This is a genomic window from Marinomonas ostreistagni (genome assembly GCF_016461785.1).
GTDB lineage: Bacteria > Pseudomonadota > Gammaproteobacteria > Pseudomonadales > Marinomonadaceae > Marinomonas > Marinomonas ostreistagni_A.
The window spans coordinates 101,830-123,512 of the sequence record NZ_JAEMUH010000014.1 but is presented as its reverse complement, the minus strand read 5'-3'; the positions used below and the strand labels follow the sequence as shown (position 1 = coordinate 123,512).

Annotated in this window: 13 protein-coding genes; 5 read left to right on the top strand and 8 right to left on the bottom strand. The window is 43.6% G+C overall.

The genetic code is table 11. The annotated features are described in order from the left end of the window. The 5 genes from JHD44_RS14830 to nadC all read right to left on the bottom strand — a co-directional run bounded on the left by JHD44_RS14830 (nt 1) and on the right by nadC (nt 5,526). Nucleotides 1-435 (bottom strand): pilin, encoded by a 435-nt coding sequence (locus JHD44_RS14830; protein WP_199463547.1) that lies wholly within the window; start codon nt 433-435, stop codon nt 1-3. 67 nt (nt 436-502) lie between these two features. Beyond that, nucleotides 503-1,270, bottom strand: coding sequence for a putative metalloprotease CJM1_0395 family protein (locus JHD44_RS14825; RefSeq protein ID WP_199463546.1), 768 nt, complete (start codon nt 1,268-1,270; stop codon nt 503-505). An 83-nt stretch (nt 1,271-1,353) separates the two neighbouring features. After that, nucleotides 1,354-3,450: a phosphate acetyltransferase gene (gene pta, locus JHD44_RS14820; RefSeq protein WP_199463545.1), complete on the bottom strand. Its 2,097-nt coding sequence runs from the start codon at nt 3,448-3,450 to the stop codon at nt 1,354-1,356. A 29-nt stretch (nt 3,451-3,479) separates the two neighbouring features. After that, nucleotides 3,480-4,670, bottom strand: a complete 1,191-nt coding sequence (locus JHD44_RS14815; protein WP_199463544.1) for an acetate/propionate family kinase — start codon at nt 4,668-4,670, stop codon at nt 3,480-3,482. Between the two features lies 1 nt (nt 4,671). Beyond that, nucleotides 4,672-5,526 (bottom strand): carboxylating nicotinate-nucleotide diphosphorylase, encoded by an 855-nt coding sequence (nadC, locus tag JHD44_RS14810; protein ID WP_199463543.1) that lies wholly within the window; start codon nt 5,524-5,526, stop codon nt 4,672-4,674. Between the two features lie 779 nt (nt 5,527-6,305). Between nadC and aceE the strand changes: the two genes are divergently transcribed. After that, nucleotides 6,306-8,972 (top strand): pyruvate dehydrogenase (acetyl-transferring), homodimeric type, encoded by a 2,667-nt coding sequence (gene aceE, locus JHD44_RS14805; RefSeq protein ID WP_199463542.1) that lies wholly within the window; start codon nt 6,306-6,308, stop codon nt 8,970-8,972. A gap of 89 nt (nt 8,973-9,061) precedes the next feature. Further along, nucleotides 9,062-11,023, top strand: coding sequence for a dihydrolipoyllysine-residue acetyltransferase (aceF, locus tag JHD44_RS14800; RefSeq protein WP_199463541.1), 1,962 nt, complete (start codon nt 9,062-9,064; stop codon nt 11,021-11,023). Between the two features lie 111 nt (nt 11,024-11,134). On the opposite strand, the gene JHD44_RS14795 is transcribed toward aceF, so the two are convergent. Continuing rightward, the gene (locus tag JHD44_RS14795; RefSeq protein WP_199463540.1) at nt 11,135-12,277 is read right to left on the bottom strand and encodes a patatin-like phospholipase family protein; all 1,143 of its coding nucleotides are present in this window, start codon (nt 12,275-12,277) and stop codon (nt 11,135-11,137) included. A 401-nt stretch (nt 12,278-12,678) separates the two neighbouring features. Between JHD44_RS14795 and JHD44_RS14790 the strand changes: the two genes are divergently transcribed. From JHD44_RS14790 to pgm, 3 genes are all read left to right on the top strand, one after another. After that, a complete protein-coding gene (locus JHD44_RS14790) occupies nt 12,679-14,823 on the top strand; it encodes a methyl-accepting chemotaxis protein (protein WP_199463539.1) in 2,145 nt (714 codons plus the stop codon). A 27-nt stretch (nt 14,824-14,850) separates the two neighbouring features. Then, nucleotides 14,851-16,044: an EAL domain-containing protein gene (locus JHD44_RS14785; protein ID WP_199463538.1), complete on the top strand. Its 1,194-nt coding sequence runs from the start codon at nt 14,851-14,853 to the stop codon at nt 16,042-16,044. A gap of 94 nt (nt 16,045-16,138) precedes the next feature. Continuing rightward, entirely contained in the window at nt 16,139-17,773 is a 1,635-nt protein-coding gene (pgm, locus tag JHD44_RS14780) for a phosphoglucomutase (alpha-D-glucose-1,6-bisphosphate-dependent) (RefSeq protein ID WP_199463537.1), read from the top strand. Nucleotides 17,774-17,798: 25 nt separating this feature from the next. On the opposite strand, the gene JHD44_RS14775 is transcribed toward pgm, so the two are convergent. Both JHD44_RS14775 and JHD44_RS14770 read right to left on the bottom strand, forming a co-directional pair. After that, a complete protein-coding gene (locus JHD44_RS14775; RefSeq protein WP_199463536.1) occupies nt 17,799-18,533 on the bottom strand; it encodes a spermidine synthase in 735 nt (244 codons plus the stop codon). 73 nt (nt 18,534-18,606) lie between these two features. After that, nucleotides 18,607-21,678, bottom strand: a complete 3,072-nt coding sequence (locus tag JHD44_RS14770) for an FAD-binding and (Fe-S)-binding domain-containing protein (RefSeq protein WP_199463535.1) — start codon at nt 21,676-21,678, stop codon at nt 18,607-18,609. Nucleotides 21,679-21,683: the final 5 nt, after the last annotated feature.

Sequence of the window (21,683 nt, the reverse complement as noted above, 5' to 3'; positions counted from 1 at the left end):
CTACTGCTTGATCACACATTGCTCAGGTGATAATTGAGCGTTTAAACTGGTTTCACAGCTCCAGATGCTATTTGAGGATCTAGAGTATTTAATGAACGTGTCTTCATTAATACCAATATCAGAATTGAATGTGATCGTTACGCTGCCTTGAAGCTTATCTAATTTTGAGAGGGTGGCTGATTTAATCAAATCTACATTTGAAGGACTGGTTTTGAAGTCCTCAAATTCTGAGCTAGTTGGGAAGGCAGAATGAGTAAGAACAAACTCATCTATTTGACCCAATGTGCTGCTAGCATATAGCTGAACATCGACCAGATTGGCTTTTGCTATATGTGACTCAAAAGTAGGCGCACTAACAGCAGCAAGGATTGAGATAATGGCGATTACAACCATCAGTTCGATTAAGGTGAATCCTTTAGATCCATTTTGATTCATTACGTATTTCCTCCATGAAATAATGTGTAATGTGAGTGGTCTGTCACATCCAGTGACAATTTTAGAATTATGCAGTTATATTTACTTGAGCTCCTGTCATGGCAGTAGATTGACCATAAAGGCTGTCTATTTCTAAGGTAGAGCGAGAGTATGAATTCACTGTAGAAGTATTTGAGGTACTCGACTCGTCTGATCTTGCAAGATCTGCAGTCGCTTCTGCGATCCTTTGTTGTGCTTCATTCGCTACAGAGCGGTCAGCTGAAGAGGGCTCAGCGGGTGCCAGTGCAGCTCGGTAAACTTGACGCATTTTATCGATAGTTGCTTGAGGATCATTGGCAATAGGGCTGACATCAATTTGAACTTCACCATCAGTAATATAGCGTTTACCATCAGGTCCTTGCTCGTAACTATACGATGGACTACCTGCATACTGACCGCCAATCGATGAGTGAGCTTGTTCGTGCACCCTTACTTCTTCGTCACGCTCCGCAAGCTCGTCTACCTCAGCCTGTTCCTCTTCAGTTAAATTGTCTGATGTAGTGGAGGGCTTGGAGGTCTCAGAGTCATCATCGTCGATCTTTTCTGAGCTATCCTCAACTGCAGATTCTACGGATTCGCTAGAATCTGCAGTTGAGTCTTGATTGCTGTCTGAATCTGAAAGAAGTGCTTGCGCCTCTTGAGAGATGGTCACAGTTGCATCGGAACTTGCACGAGACTGCTCAGGTGAAGCGTCTTCACGCGATGGCTCTGGGTCGCCTGAATACAAGGCGATAGTATTCGTGCGCTCGTAAATAAAGCGTTGAGCTTCTATCGCAAGAGAGACACTGCCAGACATAAAACAGCCACTAAATTAAATTAACTATTTATAATAATGTAATCAAATAGCTGTTTTTTGTCTAGATTATGATCAATGAAAGTTTAATTAGAAAGCTGTCCAGCTTGTATTGCTGTAATTGCAATAGTGTAAACAATGTCATCGACCAGAGCGCCACGAGACAGATCGTTCACTGGTTTTCGAATACCTTGAAGCATAGGTCCAATGCTTACTACTTCAGCACTTCTTTGCACCGCTTTATAGGTCGTATTGCCAGTATTAAGGTCCGGGAACACAAACACTGTTGCTTTACCTGCTACTTTGCTACCTGGCGCTTTCTGACTAGCAACTTTTTCCATTATTGCTGCATCGTATTGTAGTGGCCCATCGATCAAAATATCAGGACGTTTTTCTTGAGCAATTCTTGTTGCTTCACGAACTTTGTCTACATCATTGCCGGAACCTGAACCACCTGTACTGTAGCTGATCATTGCAACTCGTGGTGTTATACCAAACGCTTGTGCCGACATTGCACTTTCAATGGCAATTTCAGCTAATTGCTCTGCGGTAGGGTCTGGGTTGATGGCACAGTCTCCATAAACCAAAACCTGATCTGGTAGACACATAAAGAATACCGAAGACACCAGGCTTGAATCAGGGGATGTCTTGATAAGCTGTAGGGCAGGGCGAATGGTATTGGCTGTTGTATGCACAGCGCCCGAGACGAGTCCATCAACATCATCTTGCTGCAGCATCATTGTACCAAGTACAACGTTATCTTGAAGTTGTTCGCGTGCTACGATATCTGTTAAGCCTCGATGTTTACGAAGATCAACCATAGGGCCTACGTACTTATCGCGTATTGAGCTTGGGTCAAGAATCTCAACACCAAAATCTAATTCAATGCCATTGTTTTGAGCAATGCGTTGTATTTCATCTGGGTTCCCTAATAGGGTACAGCGTGCGATGCCACGCTCAGCGCAGATAGAAGCTGCTTGAATAGTACGAATCTCTTCACCCTCAGGCAAAATGATACGCTTATTCAGTGAACGAGCCTGCTCAATCAATCGATAACGGAACGCTGGAGGAGAAAGTTTTCGTTCCTCATTATTCAGAGCGAACGTATTGATCCAATCATGATCAATACAACGAGCAATGTGTTCTTTCACCGTCAAAATTCGCTCTTTGTCATCAAGCGGAATTTCTTGGTTAAATGATTGCATCTTAATCGCTGTTTCCCAGCTATTGCTGTCTACGGATAAGATTGGTAACCCTTTCGCCATGGCTTTGCCGCACAGCGTCATAAGGGCTTCACTAGGCTGATAACCACCTGTCAACACTAAAGCAGCGATTTTCGTATCATTTAGGGCGGCAATGGCTGTCGCCATGATGACATCGGTTCGGTCGCCAGGAGTAAATACTAGTACGCCTGGCTTAAGCGCTTCTAGCATGTTCTCAACGCCACGAGCACAAAGGGTGTAAGACTGGATGCGGCGTGTGTCCATTTCTCCAGCACTGATGACTTTGGCGCTTAGGAAATCTGCCACATCTTTAACACGCGGGTAAGTCAATTCTTCTGACGCTGGAATTTGCCCTAGAAGACTGAAGTTACGTTTAAAGATAGAGCGCTGAGCGAATGAATCCCCGTAAGATTTCATCCCCAAAGAGCCAGGCTGTGTTTTGTTAAGAATGCAGCCTATGACATCTTCTGCTTTAATCCCGCCGTAAGAGCCAGCAGCAATTTCTACATGGTGCTCAAGTTCGGTTACTCGCATTTTGTTCGGTGCTGTGACTAAAACGATGCCAGCATCTAATGTGCGGGCAATAGCTTTATTCAAACGCGTAGCGTATGGGTGGCCTGGGATTTGCGCAAGACCTTCAACAATGACGGTGGAATCAGGTTCGATGCTGGCTTGAAAACGCCCCACGACCTCTTCCATAAGTTCATCAATTGAGTCGTTGTATAGGTATCGTTCAGCTTCATGGAGTGGAATAGGGTCGGCTGGACGAAGCGTTGATCCCTGAGCAACCATCGCAGTCGAACGATCAGGGCCAGTATCGCCTGGGTGTGGCTGTGCAATTGGTTTGAAAAAACTTGCTTTCAAACCTTGTTGTTCCAATGCACGAACCAGTCCGACTGACACAGAGGTTAGTCCGACACCAGGGCCAGTAGGAACAGTCATTAACACGTTGGTAGACATATAAATAAAATACCGTTAACAGGGTTTGATTAATGTTTATCAATAAGTGACAAAGTGTCTTGAGCAATTAATAGCTCTTCATTCGTAGGAATCACCCAAATCTTGGCAGAAGACGAATCCGAAGATAGTTGGCTTATTTCACCACGAGGGCAAGTCTGATTTAGGTTTTGATCTAGTCTAATCCCCATCATTCTTAGTCGCTCACAGATTTTGTCTCTTAATACAGGGGAGTTTTCACCAATACCACCTGTAAAAACTAGATGATCTACGGAATGAAGGTTTGTAGCAACAGAGGCCAAATGTTTTGCCGCTTTTGAAGCAAACATATTAAGTGCTAATTCTGCGCGATCATCGCCTGCGGCTTGTGCAGTTTCAATCGTTCGACAATCATTTGAGATCTCTGAAATACCTTTTAAGCCACTTTCTTTATTCAGGATATCTAGTGCTTGTTTCATTGAGATGCCTTCAGCATCGCTGATAAACGATAGTAGGCTTGGGTCTAGGCTGCCACTTCTTGTCCCCATCATTAAGCCTTCAAGGGGGGTGATACCCATACTAGTGTCAACAGACAATCCAGCACGAACAGCGCAAACACTTGCTCCGTTGCCCAGGTGAGCGATTAGAGTATTATGAGAGCCAAAGTTCTCATTAAGCGAGGCAAGTTTTGCCGAGATGTAGCGGTAGCTAGTGCCATGAAAGCCATATTTTCTAAAATGGTGTTCGCGATATAAACGCATTGGAATAGGGTAAAGGTATTGATCGGCTTCCATGGTTTGATGGAATGCCGTATCAAACACAGCTACATGTGGTAAGTCACCAAATAAAGCTTGTGCTTCATTGATGCCTTTTACATGAGCGGGGTTGTGAAGTGGAGCAAAATTAGAACAGTCTTCAATGCCTTGAAGCACTTTTTCATCGATCAAAACAGACTGGCTAAATGTTTCACCACCATGAACCACTCGATGTCCGATACCAACTAGCTGGATATTCAGATCCTGATGATCATCAATCCATTGCTTGATGGCCGTTACAGCACCTTTATGGTCATGCTCATGAAGAGGCTGCTCCACTTTCTGACCGTTAAACTTAAACGTAATATTGCTATGCTCTGAGCCAAGTCTATCTGCAATGCCTTCAAGAATTGGTGCAGCACCAGAGCCATCCATGATAGCAAATTTGAGCGAAGAACTGCCGCAATTTACAACCAGTACTTGAGACATATTATAGGCTCTCCTTCATAACTCGTAATGAAAGGTCGATGGCTTGTACGTGTTTTGTCAGAGCGCCAACAGAAATGAAATCAACACCAGTACTCGCTACATCTTTGATATGAGCATCCGTCATATTGCCAGAGGCTTCAAATTTGACTCTGCCTTGATATTTCTGAACAGCTAATCGCATATCGTCTAAGGAGAAATTATCGAGCATGATGATGTCTGCGCCTGCTGAAACAGCTTCTTCAACTTCCGTCAAATTCTCTGTTTCGACTTCAATCGTTTTTCCCGGAGCAATCGATTGTGCTTGTTTTACTGCAGCGGAAATCGAACCTGCTGCCATGATGTGATTTTCCTTAATTAAGAAAGCATCATAAAGGCCAACTCGATGATTGGCAGCACCACCGACAGTGATAGCGTATTTTTGCGCAAGGCGGAAACTTGGGATTGTCTTGCGTGTATCTAAAATGGTCAGTGCTTCATGTTTGACCATATTCGCATAGTGCCTAGAAACTGTCGCGGTATATGACAACATTTGGATGTAGTTAAGTGCTGTACGCTCGCCAGTAAGAATGCTTCGAGCATTACCGCTTAGTTTTAAAAATGGCTCGTTTGGTGTTAGCTGGTCACCATCTTTAGCTAGCCACTCTAACGTAACGCTAGGGTCTAATTGAGAAAAAACTTCATTTGCCCAAGCGCTGCCACAGAGTACGGCCGGTTCTCTGGCAATAACAACGGCAGACAAAGTATTGTCAGAAGGGATCAATTTAGCCGTAATGTCGCCTGAGCCAATGTCTTCTTCAAGCGATGTTTGAACGTGTTTAGCTATGTGTTCTTGTAATGAGTCGGAAAGGGTAGCCATTCATGTATCCAATTAAAATGCTCTATATGTGCGTTAATTGTATCGATTATCATCTCTTTAGTCAGTTTAGAAATTGGTTTTGTAACATTTGTTAGGTTGGTGACATTATTGTGTGGGTATAATTTATATGTATAGGTGATATTAGTTTTGGGAATGGTGCTATGATTATGTCTTGTGAATCAGGTATTTCAGGGACTTAAATGAATAAATCGCACAAAAAACAATCACTTTTGGTGCTGCTTGCTCGGTTTTAAAGCACTAACTTAGGCCCTATATCTATTCCTTGGTGATTTTAGATGGTAACCTAGGCCGCGTTTTTTGTACCAACTCACGGGATTAACAGCTACAACGATTCGGGCAAAAGCTTATGAATCGTGCCATGGATAGCGAAAAAAACCTTAGTTTCATCTGTTTTACTAAGGAAAGAATGTGGCATCTGTTAACGCCTATTTAGATCATCTGTACTGCAAAACAGTGTGCAAATATCTAAATAAGCAAAAAGTTTGAGAATCAAACTTTAATACGGAAGCAGGCTTACCCAAGATGATGGGTGGTCGGTAACGATGGCGACAAGCGTCTAATTAGAATAAAAAGCATGTTCAAGATCGAGCTTACATACATAAAAGACCAATGATTCGGTCGCTTTTACTGTATGTAGGTATCGGCTGGATTCATATATTGAATTCGCAATGTCTGTTTAAACTGCTTATAGAGAGCAAAACAACCAAACGCCTCTATAAGTTTGAAGATCTGTTCTAATAGCGGGGGTTATAAACACTATGACGGAGCAGCATATCCTCGAAGATATCGATCCAATTGAAACTAAAGAGTGGGTCGATGCACTCGAGTCTGTCCTTCGAGAAGAAGGTCCTGAACGTGCCCAGTACATTCTGGATCGCTTAAGTAAAGAAGCGGTGAAATCTGGTACTCCAATGCCAGCTTCTATTACTACGCCATATCGCAATACCATTGCGCCACAGAATGAAAAGCCACTTCCTGGTGACTTATTCATGGAACGACGTATTCGTTCTATCATTCGTTGGAACGCATTGGCGATGGTTATGAAAGCGAACCGCCAAGATTCAACACTTGGTGGACACATTACAAGTTTCTCATCTGCAGCAACATTGTATGATATTGCGTTCAACCATTTCTTCCGTGGTGCAAGCGAAACACAAGAAGCCGACATGGTGTTCTTCCAAGGTCATATCGCACCAGGTATTTACGCACGTTCGTTTATCGAAGGTCGATTGACTGAAGAACAAATGGATAACTTCCGCCGTGAAGTAGACGGCAAAGGCCTGTCCTCCTACCCACACCCATGGTTGATGCCTGATTACTGGCAATTCCCAACCGTATCAATGGGGCTTGGTCCACTTCAGGCTATTTATCAAGCACACGTAATGAAATACCAAGATAGCCGTGGTCTTGTTAAGCAGGGCGATCGCAAGGTATGGGCATTCCTAGGTGACGGTGAGTGTGATGAGCCAGAATCACTTGGTGCTATTGCTCTTGCAGGCCGTGAGAAGCTGGATAACCTAATCTTTGTTATCAACTGTAACCTTCAGCGCCTTGATGGCCCTGTTCGTGGTAACAGTAAAATTGTCCAAGAGCTTGAAGGTGTGTTCCGTGGCGCAGGCTGGAACATTGTTAAGTGTCTTTGGGGGCGTCACTGGGACCCATTGTTTGAGAAAGACGACAAAGGCCTACTTCAAAAACGTATGGACGAAGTTTGTGATGGTGAGTTGCAAAACTACAAAGCAAACGGCGGTGCATACACACGTGAACATTTCTTTGGTAAATACCCTGAATTGTTAGAAATGGTTAAGGACATGTCTGATGATGACATCATGAACCTTAACCGTGGTGGTCACGACCCATACAAAGTATATGCAGCCTACGCAGCAGCGACAGCTCATAAAGGTCAGCCAACTGTTATCCTTGCTCAAACCGTTAAAGGTTACGGTATGTTCAAGGCTGCAGAAGCACAAAACACGGCTCACCAAACTAAGAAACTGGATGAAGAGTCTTTGGCTCAGTTCCGTGATAAGTTTGGTATTCCAATCAGTGATGAAGAACTAAAAGATCTTCCTTACTACCGTCCTGCAGAAGATAGCCCAGAAATGAAGTACTTGCGTTCACGTCGTGAAGCGCTTCATGGAGACTTCCCTGTACGTCGTAAGGACTGTGATGCACTTGATGTGCCAACACTTGAAGACTTCAAAGCTCAGATCAAGGGTACAGCAGGTCGTGAGATTTCATCGACCATGGCATTCGTTCGCTGTTTAAACAATATGGTTAAACACAAAGGCATCGGCCCTCGTGTTGTTCCAATTCTAGCTGACGAAGCGCGTACTTTCGGTATGGAAGGCATGTTCCGTCAATTAGGCATTTACTCGTCTGAAGGTCAGCGTTACACGCCACATGACCATCAACAGGTAATGTTCTATAAAGAATCCGAGAAAGGTCAGATTCTTCAAGAAGGTATCAACGAAGCAGGTGCGATGTCTGCTTGGTTAGCGCTCGCTACTTCTTACAGTAACAGCAACTACCCAATGATCCCTGTTTACATCTACTACTCAATGTTTGGTTTCCAACGTATTGGTGACTTGGCTTGGGCGGCAGGTGATTCTCAAGCTCGTGGTTTCCTACTAGGTGCTACAGCGGGTCGTACAACACTTAACGGTGAAGGTCTACAGCACGAAGATGGTCACTCGCATATTCTTGCGGGCACTATCCCGAACTGTGTATCTTACGATCCAACTTACTCTTACGAAGTTGCGGTAATCGTACAAGACGGTCTACGTCGTATGTACCAAGAGCGTGAGAGCGTGTTCTATTACTTAACAGTTATGAACGAGAACTATGAACACCCAGATATGCCTGAGGGTGTTGAAGAAGGCATTCTGAAAGGGATGTACAAGTTCAAATCTGTTGAGAAGAAAGGCAACAAAGAAACTGTTCAACTTCTAGGTGCTGGTGTCATTCTACGTGAAGTAGATGCTGCAGCGGAGATCCTAAGTGAAGAGTTTGGGATCAATGCTGATGTTTGGAGTGTTACATCTTTCAACGAGCTGCGCCGTGAAGGTCTAGATGCAGCACGCTGGAACATGCTTCACCCAACAGAAGAGCAACGCCTTTCTTACGTAGAGCAGTGCTTAGGTGATAAAGGTCCAGTAATTGCTTCTACTGACCACATCAAACTTTATGCAGATCAAATTCGCCCATTCGTAAACAGTACTTATAATGTACTAGGTACTGACGGTTTTGGTCGAAGTGACACTCGTGAAAAACTACGTCACTTCTTCGAAGTTAACCGTTACTGGGTAGTTGTGTCTGCACTGAATGCTCTAGCTAAAGACGGCAAAGTGAAAGCTGATGTCGTTGCTGAAGCTATCAGCAAATTTGGCCTTGACCCTAACAAGCCAAACCCAGTTACCTGCTAATTAGCGGAATAATCGGGACTGAGTCGATTGTTTTAAAATCGACTCAGTTTGTAAAAGTTTGATGCGTCTTTACGACAAAGGAGATTTCCGTGAGTACTGAGATTATTCGAGTACCGGATATTGGTGGTGCGACTGATGTCGATGTGATCGAAATTAGCGTACAAGTTGGCGACATTATCGAAGTTGACCAATCTATTATCGTATTAGAGACTGATAAAGCGTCCATGGACGTTCCGTCTCCGTTAGCAGGTAAAGTTACTGCGATCTCTGTAAAAGAGGGCGATACAGTTTCTGAAGGTAGCGACATTCTGACTCTTGAAGTTGAGGGTGCTGCAGCCGCTGAAGAGCCTGCTAAAGAAGAGCCTAAAGCCGAAGCGGCTCCTGCTCCAGCCCCTGCAGCTGAAAAGCCAGCGGCTCCTGCTGCATCGGCTGAACAGACTGTCTCTGTTCCAGATATTGGCGGTGCTACAGGTGTTGATGTAATCGAAGTTTGTGTCGCTGAAGGTGATGAAGTTTCTGAAGGTGATTCAATCATCGTTCTGGAAACTGATAAGGCTTCAATGGACATTCCTTCACCAGTGACTGGTAAGGTATCTAAGCTTCTGATCAAAGAAGGTGACACAGTTTCTGAAGGTGATGACATTCTAGTGATCCTTGCTGAAGGCGCCGCGCCAGCAGAACCTGCAGCTCCCGTTGCTGAGGCTCAAGAAGCTGCGCCAGCACAAGAGGCGGCTCCTGCTCCAGCAGCTGCACCTGTAGCAGGTGGTGTTGAGGCGGTGAATGTTCCAGATATCGGTGGTGCAACTGATGTTGACGTAATCGAAGTATCTGTTGCAGTAGGCGATAAAGTTGAAGAGGGTGATTCGATCATCGTTCTAGAAACTGATAAAGCGTCTATGGACATTCCTGCACCTAAATCAGGTACGGTTAAATCCCTTGCTATCAAAGAAGGCGATAAAGTATCTGAAGGCACTTTGATCCTTGAGCTTGAAGTGGAAGGTTCTGCTCCTACAGCGGCTCCAGCTCCAGCGAAACAAGAAGCACCAAAAGAAGCCGCTCCAGCGAAACAAGAAGCACCAAAAGCAGCCGTTCCTGCCGTTGATTCAGGTGCTGTACTTTCTGCTCCAAACAAGAAAGTACATGCTGGCCCAGCAGTGCGTTTGTTGGCTCGTGAGCTAGGCGTTGATCTGGCGCTTGTTCGTGCAACAGGTCCTCGTGGACGTATCACGAAAGAAGATCTACACGCTTACGTGAAAGCAGCCGTTCAGAAAGCAGCTTCTGCTCCAGCAGCGTCTTCAGCGGTTGTAGAAGGTGCGGGTATTCCTCGTGTGCCTGAGATCGATTTCAGCCAGTTTGGTGAAGTTGAAGTTGTTAAGATGAGCAAGATTCAGAAGATTACGTCATTTAACATGACGCGCTCTTGGTTGAATGTTCCTCATGTAACACAGTTCGACAAAGCTGATATTACGGATCTTGAAGAGTTCCGTAAGAGCTTGAAGCCTGAAATGGAAAAACAAGGCGTGAAACTAACACCGCTTCCATTCATGATTAAGGCTGTTGCACAAGCACTGGTTAAGAACCCAGCGTTCAACGTGTCTCTTCATGCAGATGGCGAAAGCGTTGTTCAGAAGAAATACGTTCATATTGGTATCGCAGTCGACTCACCAGTAGGCCTAGTGGTCCCTGTTCTACGTGATGTGGACCAGAAATCTGTCGTTCAAATTGCGACAGAAGCGGGTGAACTGATCAAGAAAGCGCTGGCTAAGCAACTTAAGCCTGCTGACATGCAAGGCGGCTGTTTCACTATCTCTAGCCTTGGTGCTATGGGTGGTACAGGTTTTACACCAATCGTGAATACTCCTGAAGTGGGTATCCTAGGTGTATCTAAAGCAGACATCGAGCCTCGTTGGAACGGTAAAGAGTTTGAGCCACGTACAATGTTGCCATTGTGCTTGTCTTACGACCACCGTGCTGTAAACGGCGCTGATGCTGGTCGCTTTATGACTTACTTGAATGCATTGCTAAGCGACGTTCGTCGTTTAACGCTGTAATAGATAGCGCTATGTCATATCAAAAGGCAGCCAATTTGGCTGCCTTTTTCGTTTATCATCAGTGGCTATTCAATAAGCCTGCTTTTTCAAAAGGGCTATGCTGTCTGATGATTACTCCGAGAAAAAGGATTCGATTTTGTCTTTCTGCCACATGGCGTCTTTATAACCTAACTCAATTAATGCTCTGCAATACTCTGGTGTGAACATCAAATAACTGGCCGCTGAAGCGGCGCCAAGCGATTTATTTCCTGTTGCTGTTTTAAGTAGCTTTCTAATTTTTACTGGAAGACTTTCCAGCGTTTGTTCCGCAACAATATTGAGTCCAATGGATGGCGAAATCACTAGTGTTTTTCTATGGGCGAGGTGTGGTGGCCTCAATTCATTAGGGATGAGTTCTATTAATTTATTACACTCTTCAATATGCGCGATATCCTGGTCTATTGAGTCAATGAACGCACTATTTAGTAACTGTCCCATGACTTGAACAATCGATGGTGCATCATAATTGAGGCTGGTTGGGGACTGGGTCCAATCTTTTGCTTGTCGGTTGTCGCTTACACCAATGATCAGAAGTTTTTCTGCTCCTAAGTTTATGGCTGGCTGTATCGCTGAGCCTAAACGTACAGCGCCATCACCAAAGAATTCTTTATTAATTTCTCTGGGCGGAAAGATACCTGGAATTGCACTTGATGCTAAAAGGTGATCAATTGTGATAGCACTTTTAATCCCGACTTTTCTCCCTGATTTCCAGTTAGTGATTTGCGTGTTTGAACTTTGGAAAAAGGTTGTAGAGTTCCCATCGCTATAATTCATTGCAGTAATCGCTAATGTCTCGATATGACGTTGGTTCAGAGCAATCGCGATTCGATTAAAATCTAGAAAACGCCTAAGCAGGTCTTCAAGGGGCTGATTGGTCATCAATGCTAAAGCGTTACCAGATTGTTGTTGTAAAAATGCAGACGTTAATGTTTTTGTTATAGATGAAGCAATGGGCCAACGGCTCATTTGGAAGATTTGATCTGTTGTTAGATGACGCCAAATATAGGACAGCTGCTTAACCGCTTTGCTAAAAGATTGAGCTTGTGAAGCAAGAAATGTAGCGTTTAAGGCGCCTGCCGAAGTGCCACACAAAATATCAAAGGGTATTGGGGTGTTCTTAGTAGCCATCGTTGCAAGTGCATTTAGAACACCAACCTGATAGGCCCCTCTTGCACCACCGCCTGATAATAAAAGAGCTGTTTTATTTTTATTCATATGCACTCCTTTTAAATGTTCAAATACCTAAAAGAGGTAACATGTTGATTTTTGGTGCATTTAATCTTGTTCTTTGCTTAGTTCTTGTGCGTAATGATGATGAATTTAGTATGTTTTTATAAAGTTAAGAGTAGATGAATTTATGAAATATTCGCTATCAATAACAGTGATATTAAGTGTTACTTATGGATACTCCTGTAAGGATATGTAAACGTAAAATAATCTACTGAATTGTTGATTAACTAAAAAATTAATGCGTAGGGATGTTTCATATGTTTAATTTGCTCTAGTTTCTAGATATATAGGGTATAAATTATTGGTATGTCAATTGCTTGGAATTTCAGTTGAGTCATCAGGATAGATGTCCACAAATAACTAAATTCCATAGAAGAGTTTCTCAAATGACACACTTGAATAGTGATAAGATGTCACTTAGTAAATCAGAAAAAAGCTGGCTTAAATGGTTAGGGGTGAACGGAAAACTTAATTTAGGCTGGAGCTGTTTCGTTAACCGCTACGCGTATCAAGATATAGAAATTACATTCGAGGGCATTGCAAGTACCAGGGTCAGGTTACTCAAGCAGTTTGTTCAGTCAGTTTGGGAGAGGCTAGATCAAACAAGTGAATCCTTGAAGTCAATGGACCAATCTCATTGCGACACCATTCTTACATCGTTAAAGCAATCGATGCCGGAGTGTTCAGAGGTATTCTTACTAGATTCAAATGATTGTGTAATATTTTCCACTGCTCAACAAAGTGTAAATCGGTCTTACGCTCAAATTGATGCTGCAAAGAGGGCACGACAAGGTCGTTTTTTGCATGGTCCCTACAAAGATCCACAAACACTCGCACTGGGACCAACGACTTCCAAATTTCATGATCAGGTTACCATGATGTTTTATCTTCCCATTAAATTCAGTGGCGAAGACGTTTTACTGTGTGCACGTATACCTAACGATGTGTTAAGTGATCTGATTCAGCGTGAGGCAGGGCACATTTTCCATGAATCAGGTGATAATTACTTATTTATGGTTGAGTCGAAATTTGACCCTTCAATTCCAGCAGGGATTGCATTGAGTCGTTCACGTTTTGAAGATGATACCTTTTTTCTTGGGGAAAACTTAAAGCAGGGTGTAACAACCCCATTTGGTGTGGTATCCATTAAGGAACATACTGAGTTAGAGGTTATGTTTACGGATCCTTCAACCGGTAAGCTACATCCAGGGGTACGGGAGACTATTAAAAACGGCTCTAATGTATACGTAAAGTACCCTGGATACTCCGATTATCGACATATCCCAGTTATTGGTAAAGGTGTCACATTCCAACTTGACGGTTCAGATGATCGTTGGGGAATGATGTGTGAAGGTGATGTTGAGGAAGTGTATCGACCACGTTCAATTCACTATACGACCATGAAGTTATTTTCTGTATGTATGTTAAGCGTACTAATGTTCCAGTTCCTGTTGTTGGCTTATAGTGGTCTCCCTTTATGGGGTGAGATAGCCCTATCCCTATTGGCAGCATGCTTTGCAGGATTTACTTTCTCACGTAAAGGCCCCGCTAAAACAGCAAGACAATTGGGGGGCATGACAAAAGTGATTCGAGAATTGGCGGAAGGCGAAGGGAATCTAGCACAGCGTATGGATATTTCCCGACTACCACCTAATGAAGCGGGAAACTTAGGTAGATGGATTAATAGCTTCATTGACAACTTAGATCAGATTGTAGGTGAAGTAATCGTTTCAGCAAAACAGGTGTCGAAATTAGCCGAGCAAATGGAATCGTCTAACAAAGAAGCAGCAGTGGCGTCAGACGCCGTGCAAGTCGCTGCAAGTGAGTCTTTAGGAGTCATTAAGCAAGAAGCTGACTTCGTTGCCCAAGCAAATAATACGGTATCCATGATGAAGGAATCTATGGAAATGGCTGTACAAAACGCCCAGCACCAATATGTATTGGTTAGGCAAAGTACTGATACTATTTTAGACGTGGTTCAAACATCAGCAGACTCGGTGAACTCCTTAAGTATGCAAGCGGAAAATGTTGGTCAATTTGTTGAAGAAATTACTGATATAACCAGTCAAACAAATCTACTTGCATTAAATGCTGCCATTGAGGCAGCTCGAGCTGGCGAGTTCGGTCGGGGGTTCTCCGTTGTGGCTGATGAGGTTCGTGCATTGGCTAATCGAACAGCTACAGCGGCTGCCGACATAGGAAGAGTCGTTGAAGAGATTAAATCAGAGACCAGTCGTGCAGCAAGTTTTATGGAGCAGGGCGTTCAGGATGTAAATAACAGTTTAGCCAGAAATGAAGCGGCAACACATGATAGCGATCGATTAGCTTCCATTGCAGAGAACATGTTCTCTATCATTGATCAGATTTCACAAAGTAGTCAACAAAATGGAGATCATGCACATCAGGTTGCTTCTAGTTCACTTCAGATGGGAACAAGCGTAAGATTAGTAAATACTAAAGCTGAGGAAGTAAGTGCGAAAGCGGCTTCACTTTCTAGATTAGTTAGTTTATTCAAAGTGAGTGCTGCTTGAGGCTATAAATAATTTCAATGACATTTGATGAGCGAAGATTCGATGGGAATGGATAACCTTGATGCTTTGAAAGAAGGGTTAATGCCATTCTTTCAGCCAATAGTTGAGATCTCAACCGGCATGATCACTGCGTTTGAATCTCTAGCTCGATATAAATCTGCGGATGGGGCTGTTCGATCCGCAGCATTTTTGTTTCATGAGAGTAAGCTTTCACTTGAAACGCAAAGAGAACTTGATCAATTCATTAGGTTGCAAGCGATAAAGCAAATCCCGTCTATGCCTAATGACACCCGCTTAACCATCAACATTTCCCCCGAATTAATTCAATATGTCAGTGATCAACCTGTTATTCGTACGGTAGAAATGCTGGACAGTGAAGGCATTTGTGCATCACGGGTTGTTATTGAGCTTATTGAATCAGATGGTGAAATGAAAGGGCTTTCAAAGCTGGTAAAACGATATCGTGAGAAAGGGCTGAGAATTGCTATAGATGATTTTGGTTCAGGGTTCTCTCACTACGACCGTGTCATAGAGCTAATGCCTGACATTATCAAGCTTGATATGCGGTTATTAAAAAAAGCGTTGCTTGGCGGTCGCTTTGCTCGTGTTGCGGTTCAGTCAATTGTGGATTTCTGCGAAAAATGCGGCGCGTTAGTGGTAGTTGAAGGTGTTGAGACGGAAGAAGAATTTTTCTTTGGTTTAAGCTGTGGAGCTCATTACATGCAAGGGTATTTATTTTCACCTGCTGTCGAGCATTTTTTGCCACGAGACACATTTAAAGAGCAAATAGCTGAGCTTAGAACCTCTTATTTCAACCGTACACGTAAAGCAATGCGAATGACTTCGCAAAGAAATAAACACCTAATAAAAACGATAAATGGAATAAAAGATAGAAGCCATGTAGTCGGTTTTATACGAACCGATATCGAAGCAGAGCTAGCTACCATTGAAAACTTTATTCGCTACTACATGACAGACTATGAAGGCAACCAAATCTCACCTAACTATACATTGCAAGATGGTTTGTTTGTTGATGAGGGGACGCCTTTTGAGAATATTAACTGGTCTTGGAGACCGTATTTCTGTAAAGCCAGCAATGCTCGCAGAGCCATTGTTTCTGATGTCTATCACGACTTACACTCAGGTAATAGTTGTAAAACAATAGTGGTTCGACTTGGTAATGGCGAAATGTTACTGGTCGATGTTTTAGTTTCAAATTGATAGAGTGTTTCGTATTTTTGTAACTTTATTACAGATACCATGCCGAAACTTCGCTAGGAAATAGTTTTATAAAATTAAATAAAGGGGCTTATTTATGGCAATTCACCCACTGGCAGGGCAGCTTGCACCTTCGGATACCTTAGTGAACATACCAAAGTTGATGAGTGCGTATTACACATTAAAACCGGATGTTAACAATGCCACCGAGCAAGTCAGTTTTGGTACATCTGGACATCGTGGTAGTGCACTGAATGCAAGCTTCAACGAACATCATATACTGGTAATCTGTCAGGCTATTGCTGAATACCGCAAGCTCCAAGATATAGTTGGCCCTCTATACCTTGGAAAAGATACACATGCTTTATCAGAAGCCGCCTTCTTGACAGCACTTCAAGTGTTAGTGGCTAATGATATACAGGTACGTGTGCAGAAAGACGATGGTTATACTCCCACTCCTGTCATATCACATGCAATTTTGACGCATAATTCAGCCTCAAAAGACCAAGCTGATGGTATTGTAATCACACCATCTCACAATCCACCAGAAGACGGCGGTATTAAGTATAACCCGCCCAAAGGCGGCCCAGCAGATAAGGACATCACTGATTGGGTGGCCAAACGTGCAAATGAGCTTTTAGCAAATGGTATGGAAGGTGTAAAAACGGTTTCTCTTGAGACCGTCAAGTCCAGCCATTTAGTGAGAGAGTTTGATTACATTGAGCATTACGTTTCTGACCTTGGTAATGTCATTGATATGAATGCTATTCGTGATGCTAAAATCCGAATAGGTGTGGATCCATTGGGTGGGTCTGGTATTGATTTTTGGCAGCCTATTGCAGAGAAATATGGCTTAAATATAGAAGTCGTTAATGAGCGTGTTGATCCAACATTTTCGTTTATGCCATTAGATAAAGATGGGCGTATTCGTATGGACTGTTCTTCGCCTTATGCAATGAACAATTTGCTAAAAATTCAGGATCAATTTGATGTGGCTGTTGGTAACGATCCAGACTATGACCGCCATGGAATTGTTTGCCCTGGTTTCGGTTTAATGAATCCAAATGCGTATCTGGCCGTGGCGATCGAGTACCTAGCAACGCATCGCGATTGGCCTACAGACATTCAATATGGCAAAACTCTGGTTTCAAGTGCCATGATCGACAGAGTGGTTGCTTCACTTAATAAAACACTTTGTGAAGTGCCTGTTGGCTTTAAATGGTATGTGGATGGTCTGTTCGATGGGACCATGGCGTTTGGTGGAGAGGAAAGTGCTGGCGCTTCGTTCCTCCGTCGTGACTGTGGTGTTTGGTCAACGGATAAAGATGGCTTTATTCTAGCGTTACTGGCAGCCGAAATTCTGGCTGTGACAGGTAAAAACCCAGCACAACTAGCACAAGAACAAGTACAGCGCTTTGGGCAGCCGTATTACAAGCGTATAGATGTGGCGGCTACCCCAGAGCAAAAAGCCATACTAGCTAAGCTAGAAGCAAGCTCCGTAAAAGCTGATGTGCTTGCGGGTGATGCCATCGTAAGTAAGCTTACTCATGCGCCGGGAAATGGTGCAGCCATAGGTGGGCTGAAGGTTTCAACTGAGAACGGTTGGTTTGCAGCGCGCCCTTCAGGTACAGAAAATGTTTATAAGATCTACTTAGAAAGCTTTGTATCCGAAGAGCATTTAGGAGAGCTTGAAAAAGAAGCTGTGGCGTTGGTTAATAAGGTTTTGGGCTAATCAAAATTGGTAGGCTTAGAAGACGTTAATTAACGTCTTCTAAGCGATTCAGCCATTTGCCTAAGGGGAAGCCGAGCTGTTGAGAAAGCTTTTCACACTCGTCTCTTTGTTGTTTTAAGTTTAGATTGTGTGGGGTATTAGTCGCGAAGACCACCCAATTCCCGCAGCCGGTATCGAGTCCTGTCACTGTATTAAATCTTTGCTTTAAGGATTCTTTTAAATCATGTTGGTACTGATGTTCTTCCCAGCAATTTAGCACCAACATACCACTTTCCTTAATCTGCTTGCTGGCGTCATCTAAGAAAGCATCTGTCGCAACACGATTATCCATGCCGAAGTGCTGATAAAGATCGGTAAATAAGATATCGAATTTTTTAGATTTATTACTGTGAACAAATTCAATTGCGTCCTCTGTGATCACTTCTACGCGCTTGCTTTTCGGTAACCTAAAAAACTCTTCTGCGATGGTAACGATTTCCTGCCTTAATTCTACGGCAGTAATGTGTATGCCACTGACTGCTTTGACAAGGGCGTGTACTAGAGCGCCACCACCTAAACCCAGAATGCATGCACGTTTTGGTGTTCTGTCTATCAGTGATAGCAGCATTGCCTGCGTGTATTCATGTTGCAAAACATGAGGGCTTTTAATTTGTATGCGACTTTGCTCGTCGCCTTCTGCAAAAGAAAGGATGCGGTATTTGCCATCGTCATAAACGCTGATCACACCAAACTCATCTTGAGTTTCAAAGATTAGTGACATAGTTACTCTCGTGATAAAAGAAAGGCCAGACTTCCGTCTGGCCTTGTTGACTGTATCATAACGAACTTTAGAGCTAAGCTAAATCCGCTTTGATGTGATCTAGTAAGATCTGAGCAGGATGCTTTATCTCTAAAGCATCGAGGCGTTTGGCTTGGCAACGGCAAGAATAACCGGTGGCAACCAGTTTATTTTGCAGTGTAGGATCGTTGACTTTTTCTTTCCAAGATAAATTATAAATTTCAACAGAAGTCGCTTTGTTCCGTGATTCGTGACCGTATGTGCCCGCCATACCACAACAACCAACACTTTCAACAGCCAAACTAAGGCCGAGTAGTTCGAATACTTGTTGCCAATCTTTGATAGACGGAGCAGCATTTGTTTTCTCAGTGCAATGCGCCATCATATGAAAGGTTTCGTTTTTGACAGAGATGCCTTGTTTCTGTAAATGATGGCTTTGACCTGCTAGCCATTCCTGCATCAATTGAACTTTAGGTATTGGTCGGCTTGTGCCAAATGCTTTGACATATTCTGAGCGATAGGTGAGTGTCATAGATGGATCGATGCCGATCATCGGAAGTCCATAGAACGCCAAATTTTGTAGCATGTCTAAATTCTTTTTAGCCGCTTTCTCAAATGAACGAAGGAAACCATGAACGTGTAGTGGTTTTCCGTTCGGCAAATAGGGGGCTAAGTAGGCTTGGAAACCTAGCCGGCTCAATAGCTCCATCGTATCTAGTACCAGTTCGGTTTCAAAATAACTGGTGAAAGCATCTTGGACGACAATAACAGCGCGTTTGCGGTCCTTAGGGCTCAGTGATTCAATCGCTAGGGGTGTTGCTAAGCGAATACCACGACGAGACATTTCTCTTTTGAGATTGTGTTTGGAAAGTGTCGGGCTGTCTTCCATGCCAATCACTTTACTCATCATACTATTCACAATCTTGCTGCCCATTAACCAATTGTACGGTTTTGGGAAAGCAGCCATCGCTGGTATGATGTATTCCAATGCGCCAACAAAGTAATCCTTGGCAGGACGCAGATAACGACTGTAATACAGCTCCAGAAACTTGGCGCGAAACTCGGGAACATCTACTTTTATAGGGCACTGTCCGACACATGACTTACAGGCAAGACAGCCCATCATGGATTCATGGACTTCGTTGGAAAAGTCAAACTCTCCTTTACGCTTAGCTAATGTATTCAATAATCGCGGAAAGAATTTCACAACAAAGTTACTGTGTTTTACTTTGTAGCTTTCTTTACTGACATCAACGCCTTGCTCACTCATGGCTCGAAGCCACTCTCGCATTAGTGAGGCGCGTCCCTTAGGTGAATGGATGCGCTGACGTGTTCCTTTCCAAGATGGGCACATGGCATCGTTTGGATCGAAATTAAAGCAAGCACCATTTCCATTGCAATACATGCCATCTTTGAACTGATCACGATTATTTATGGGGATTTGGCGGTCAAATTGTCCACGCAGGGGGACTTCATCTATTTTCAGAAGTTCTGCACCCAGTTCATATGGTGTTGCTATCTTTCCAGGGTTAAGTTGGTTTCGCGGGTCGAATGCGCCTTTCACTTGTTGAACACTTGAATACAGATCGCCAAAAAAAGCGGGGGCGTACTCTGAGCGTACACCTTTGCCATGCTCACCCCAAAGAAGACCGTTATATTTCTGCGTCAGGGCGACAACTTTATCGGTGATATCACGAATCATTGGCTCTTGAGATTCATCTTTTAAATCCAGAGCTGGACGCACATGTAAAACACCAGCATCTACATGACCAAACATGCCATATGTAACACCATAGGAGTCCAATACTTCACGGAACTCCATAATGAAATCCGCAAGATTTTCTGGTGGTACGGCGGTGTCTTCTACAAACGGCACAGGGCGCTGTTCACCTTTTGCGTTACCTAAAAGACCAACGGATTTTTTTCGCATAGCCCAAATCTTATTAACATTGGCATGGCCATTAGCGATGGTGTAACCAAGAGCACTACTATTTGAAGATTTTGCTAATTCGTCTAAGTTATCCGTCAGGACTTTTATGCGTTCTGCAATGTCTTCTTCACTATCTCCGGTGTATTCCACAAGGTTTATACCTTGCGTATCTTCACCCGCCCCCTCAGGGAAGAACTCCGCTACGGAGCTCCAGATGATATCGCCTTTCGCAAGTCCCAGTACTTTTGAATCTACTGTTTCTATAGAGGTTGGCTTAACGGATAACAGTTCTTTGGCATGACGAAGTGACGCCTCGAAGCTGTTGTAACGTATATTCACTAGGGCGGCGTATTTAGGTATTTTCAGAAGGTTGACTTTGGCTTCAACGATAAAGCCCAGTGTGCCTTCAGAGCCACATAAGATATTGTTCATGTTGAACAAACCATCTTCATCACGGATGTGAGCGAGATCGTATCCTGTTAAACACCGATTTAACTCAGGGAATGTATCTGAGATTTCTTTTTGTTTGGTTGTTGCAATGGTATCAATCACTCTGTGGGCATGTGCTGAATAGCCGTCGCCTTGTTTGATCTGTTCAAGGGTTTCATCAGAGATGACATGGCTGGTCAGTAGCTCCCCATCAAGTAAGACCGTTTTAAGCTCTAAAACATGATCGCGAGTTTTGCCATACATGACCGAACCTTGGCCACTTGCATCGGTGTTGATCATGCCGCCAATGGTCGCACGGTTACTGGTAGATAGCTCTGGCGCAAAGAAAAGACCTTGTTCGGCAACGGCCTTATTGAGCTGATCTTTTACTACTCCAGTTTGTACTCGAGCCCAGCCTTCTTCGACATTGACTTCTAATATGTTATTCAAATACTTAGAGAGGTCGATCACCAGTCCGTCCGTAAGGGATTGACCGTTCGTTCCTGTACCGCCTCCACGCGGACTAAGAACAATATCCTGAAATTCCTCGTTGTTTGAAAGGCGCGTGATTAACTGAATATCTTCTACCGACTTTGGATAAATGACGCCCTGTGGTAGTACTTGATAAATGGAGTTGTCGGTCGCTAATACAACGCGGTTAGCATAATCTGGGTTAGTATCTCCTTGGAATCCTGAAGTCTTCAAGCGTTCTATAAAAGCGAGGTACTTGGCTTGGACTGGTGAGACTTCAGATAGCTTAGGGATCATGTACT

What these genes read in the sequence shown, in the direction of transcription:
- JHD44_RS14830 (WP_199463547.1), bottom strand. Translation starts at nt 435, where the DNA reads ATGAATCAAAATGGATCTAAAGGATTCACCTTAATCGAACTGATGGTT.
- JHD44_RS14825 (WP_199463546.1), bottom strand. Translation starts at nt 1,270, where the DNA reads ATGTCTGGCAGTGTCTCTCTTGCGATAGAAGCTCAACGCTTTATTTAC.
- pta (WP_199463545.1), bottom strand. Translation starts at nt 3,450, where the DNA reads ATGTCTACCAACGTGTTAATGACTGTTCCTACTGGCCCTGGTGTCGGA.
- JHD44_RS14815 (WP_199463544.1), bottom strand. Translation starts at nt 4,670, where the DNA reads ATGTCTCAAGTACTGGTTGTAAATTGCGGCAGTTCTTCGCTCAAATTT.
- nadC (WP_199463543.1), bottom strand. Translation starts at nt 5,526, where the DNA reads ATGGCTACCCTTTCCGACTCATTACAAGAACACATAGCTAAACACGTT.
- aceE (WP_199463542.1), top strand. Translation starts at nt 6,306, where the DNA reads ATGACGGAGCAGCATATCCTCGAAGATATCGATCCAATTGAAACTAAA.
- JHD44_RS14795 (WP_199463540.1), bottom strand. Translation starts at nt 12,277, where the DNA reads ATGAATAAAAATAAAACAGCTCTTTTATTATCAGGCGGTGGTGCAAGA.
- JHD44_RS14790 (WP_199463539.1), top strand. Translation starts at nt 12,679, where the DNA reads ATGACACACTTGAATAGTGATAAGATGTCACTTAGTAAATCAGAAAAA.
- JHD44_RS14785 (WP_199463538.1), top strand. Translation starts at nt 14,851, where the DNA reads ATGAGCGAAGATTCGATGGGAATGGATAACCTTGATGCTTTGAAAGAA.
- pgm (WP_199463537.1), top strand. Translation starts at nt 16,139, where the DNA reads ATGGCAATTCACCCACTGGCAGGGCAGCTTGCACCTTCGGATACCTTA.
- JHD44_RS14775 (WP_199463536.1), bottom strand. Translation starts at nt 18,533, where the DNA reads ATGTCACTAATCTTTGAAACTCAAGATGAGTTTGGTGTGATCAGCGTT.
- JHD44_RS14770 (WP_199463535.1), bottom strand. Translation starts at nt 21,678, where the DNA reads ATGATCCCTAAGCTATCTGAAGTCTCACCAGTCCAAGCCAAGTACCTC.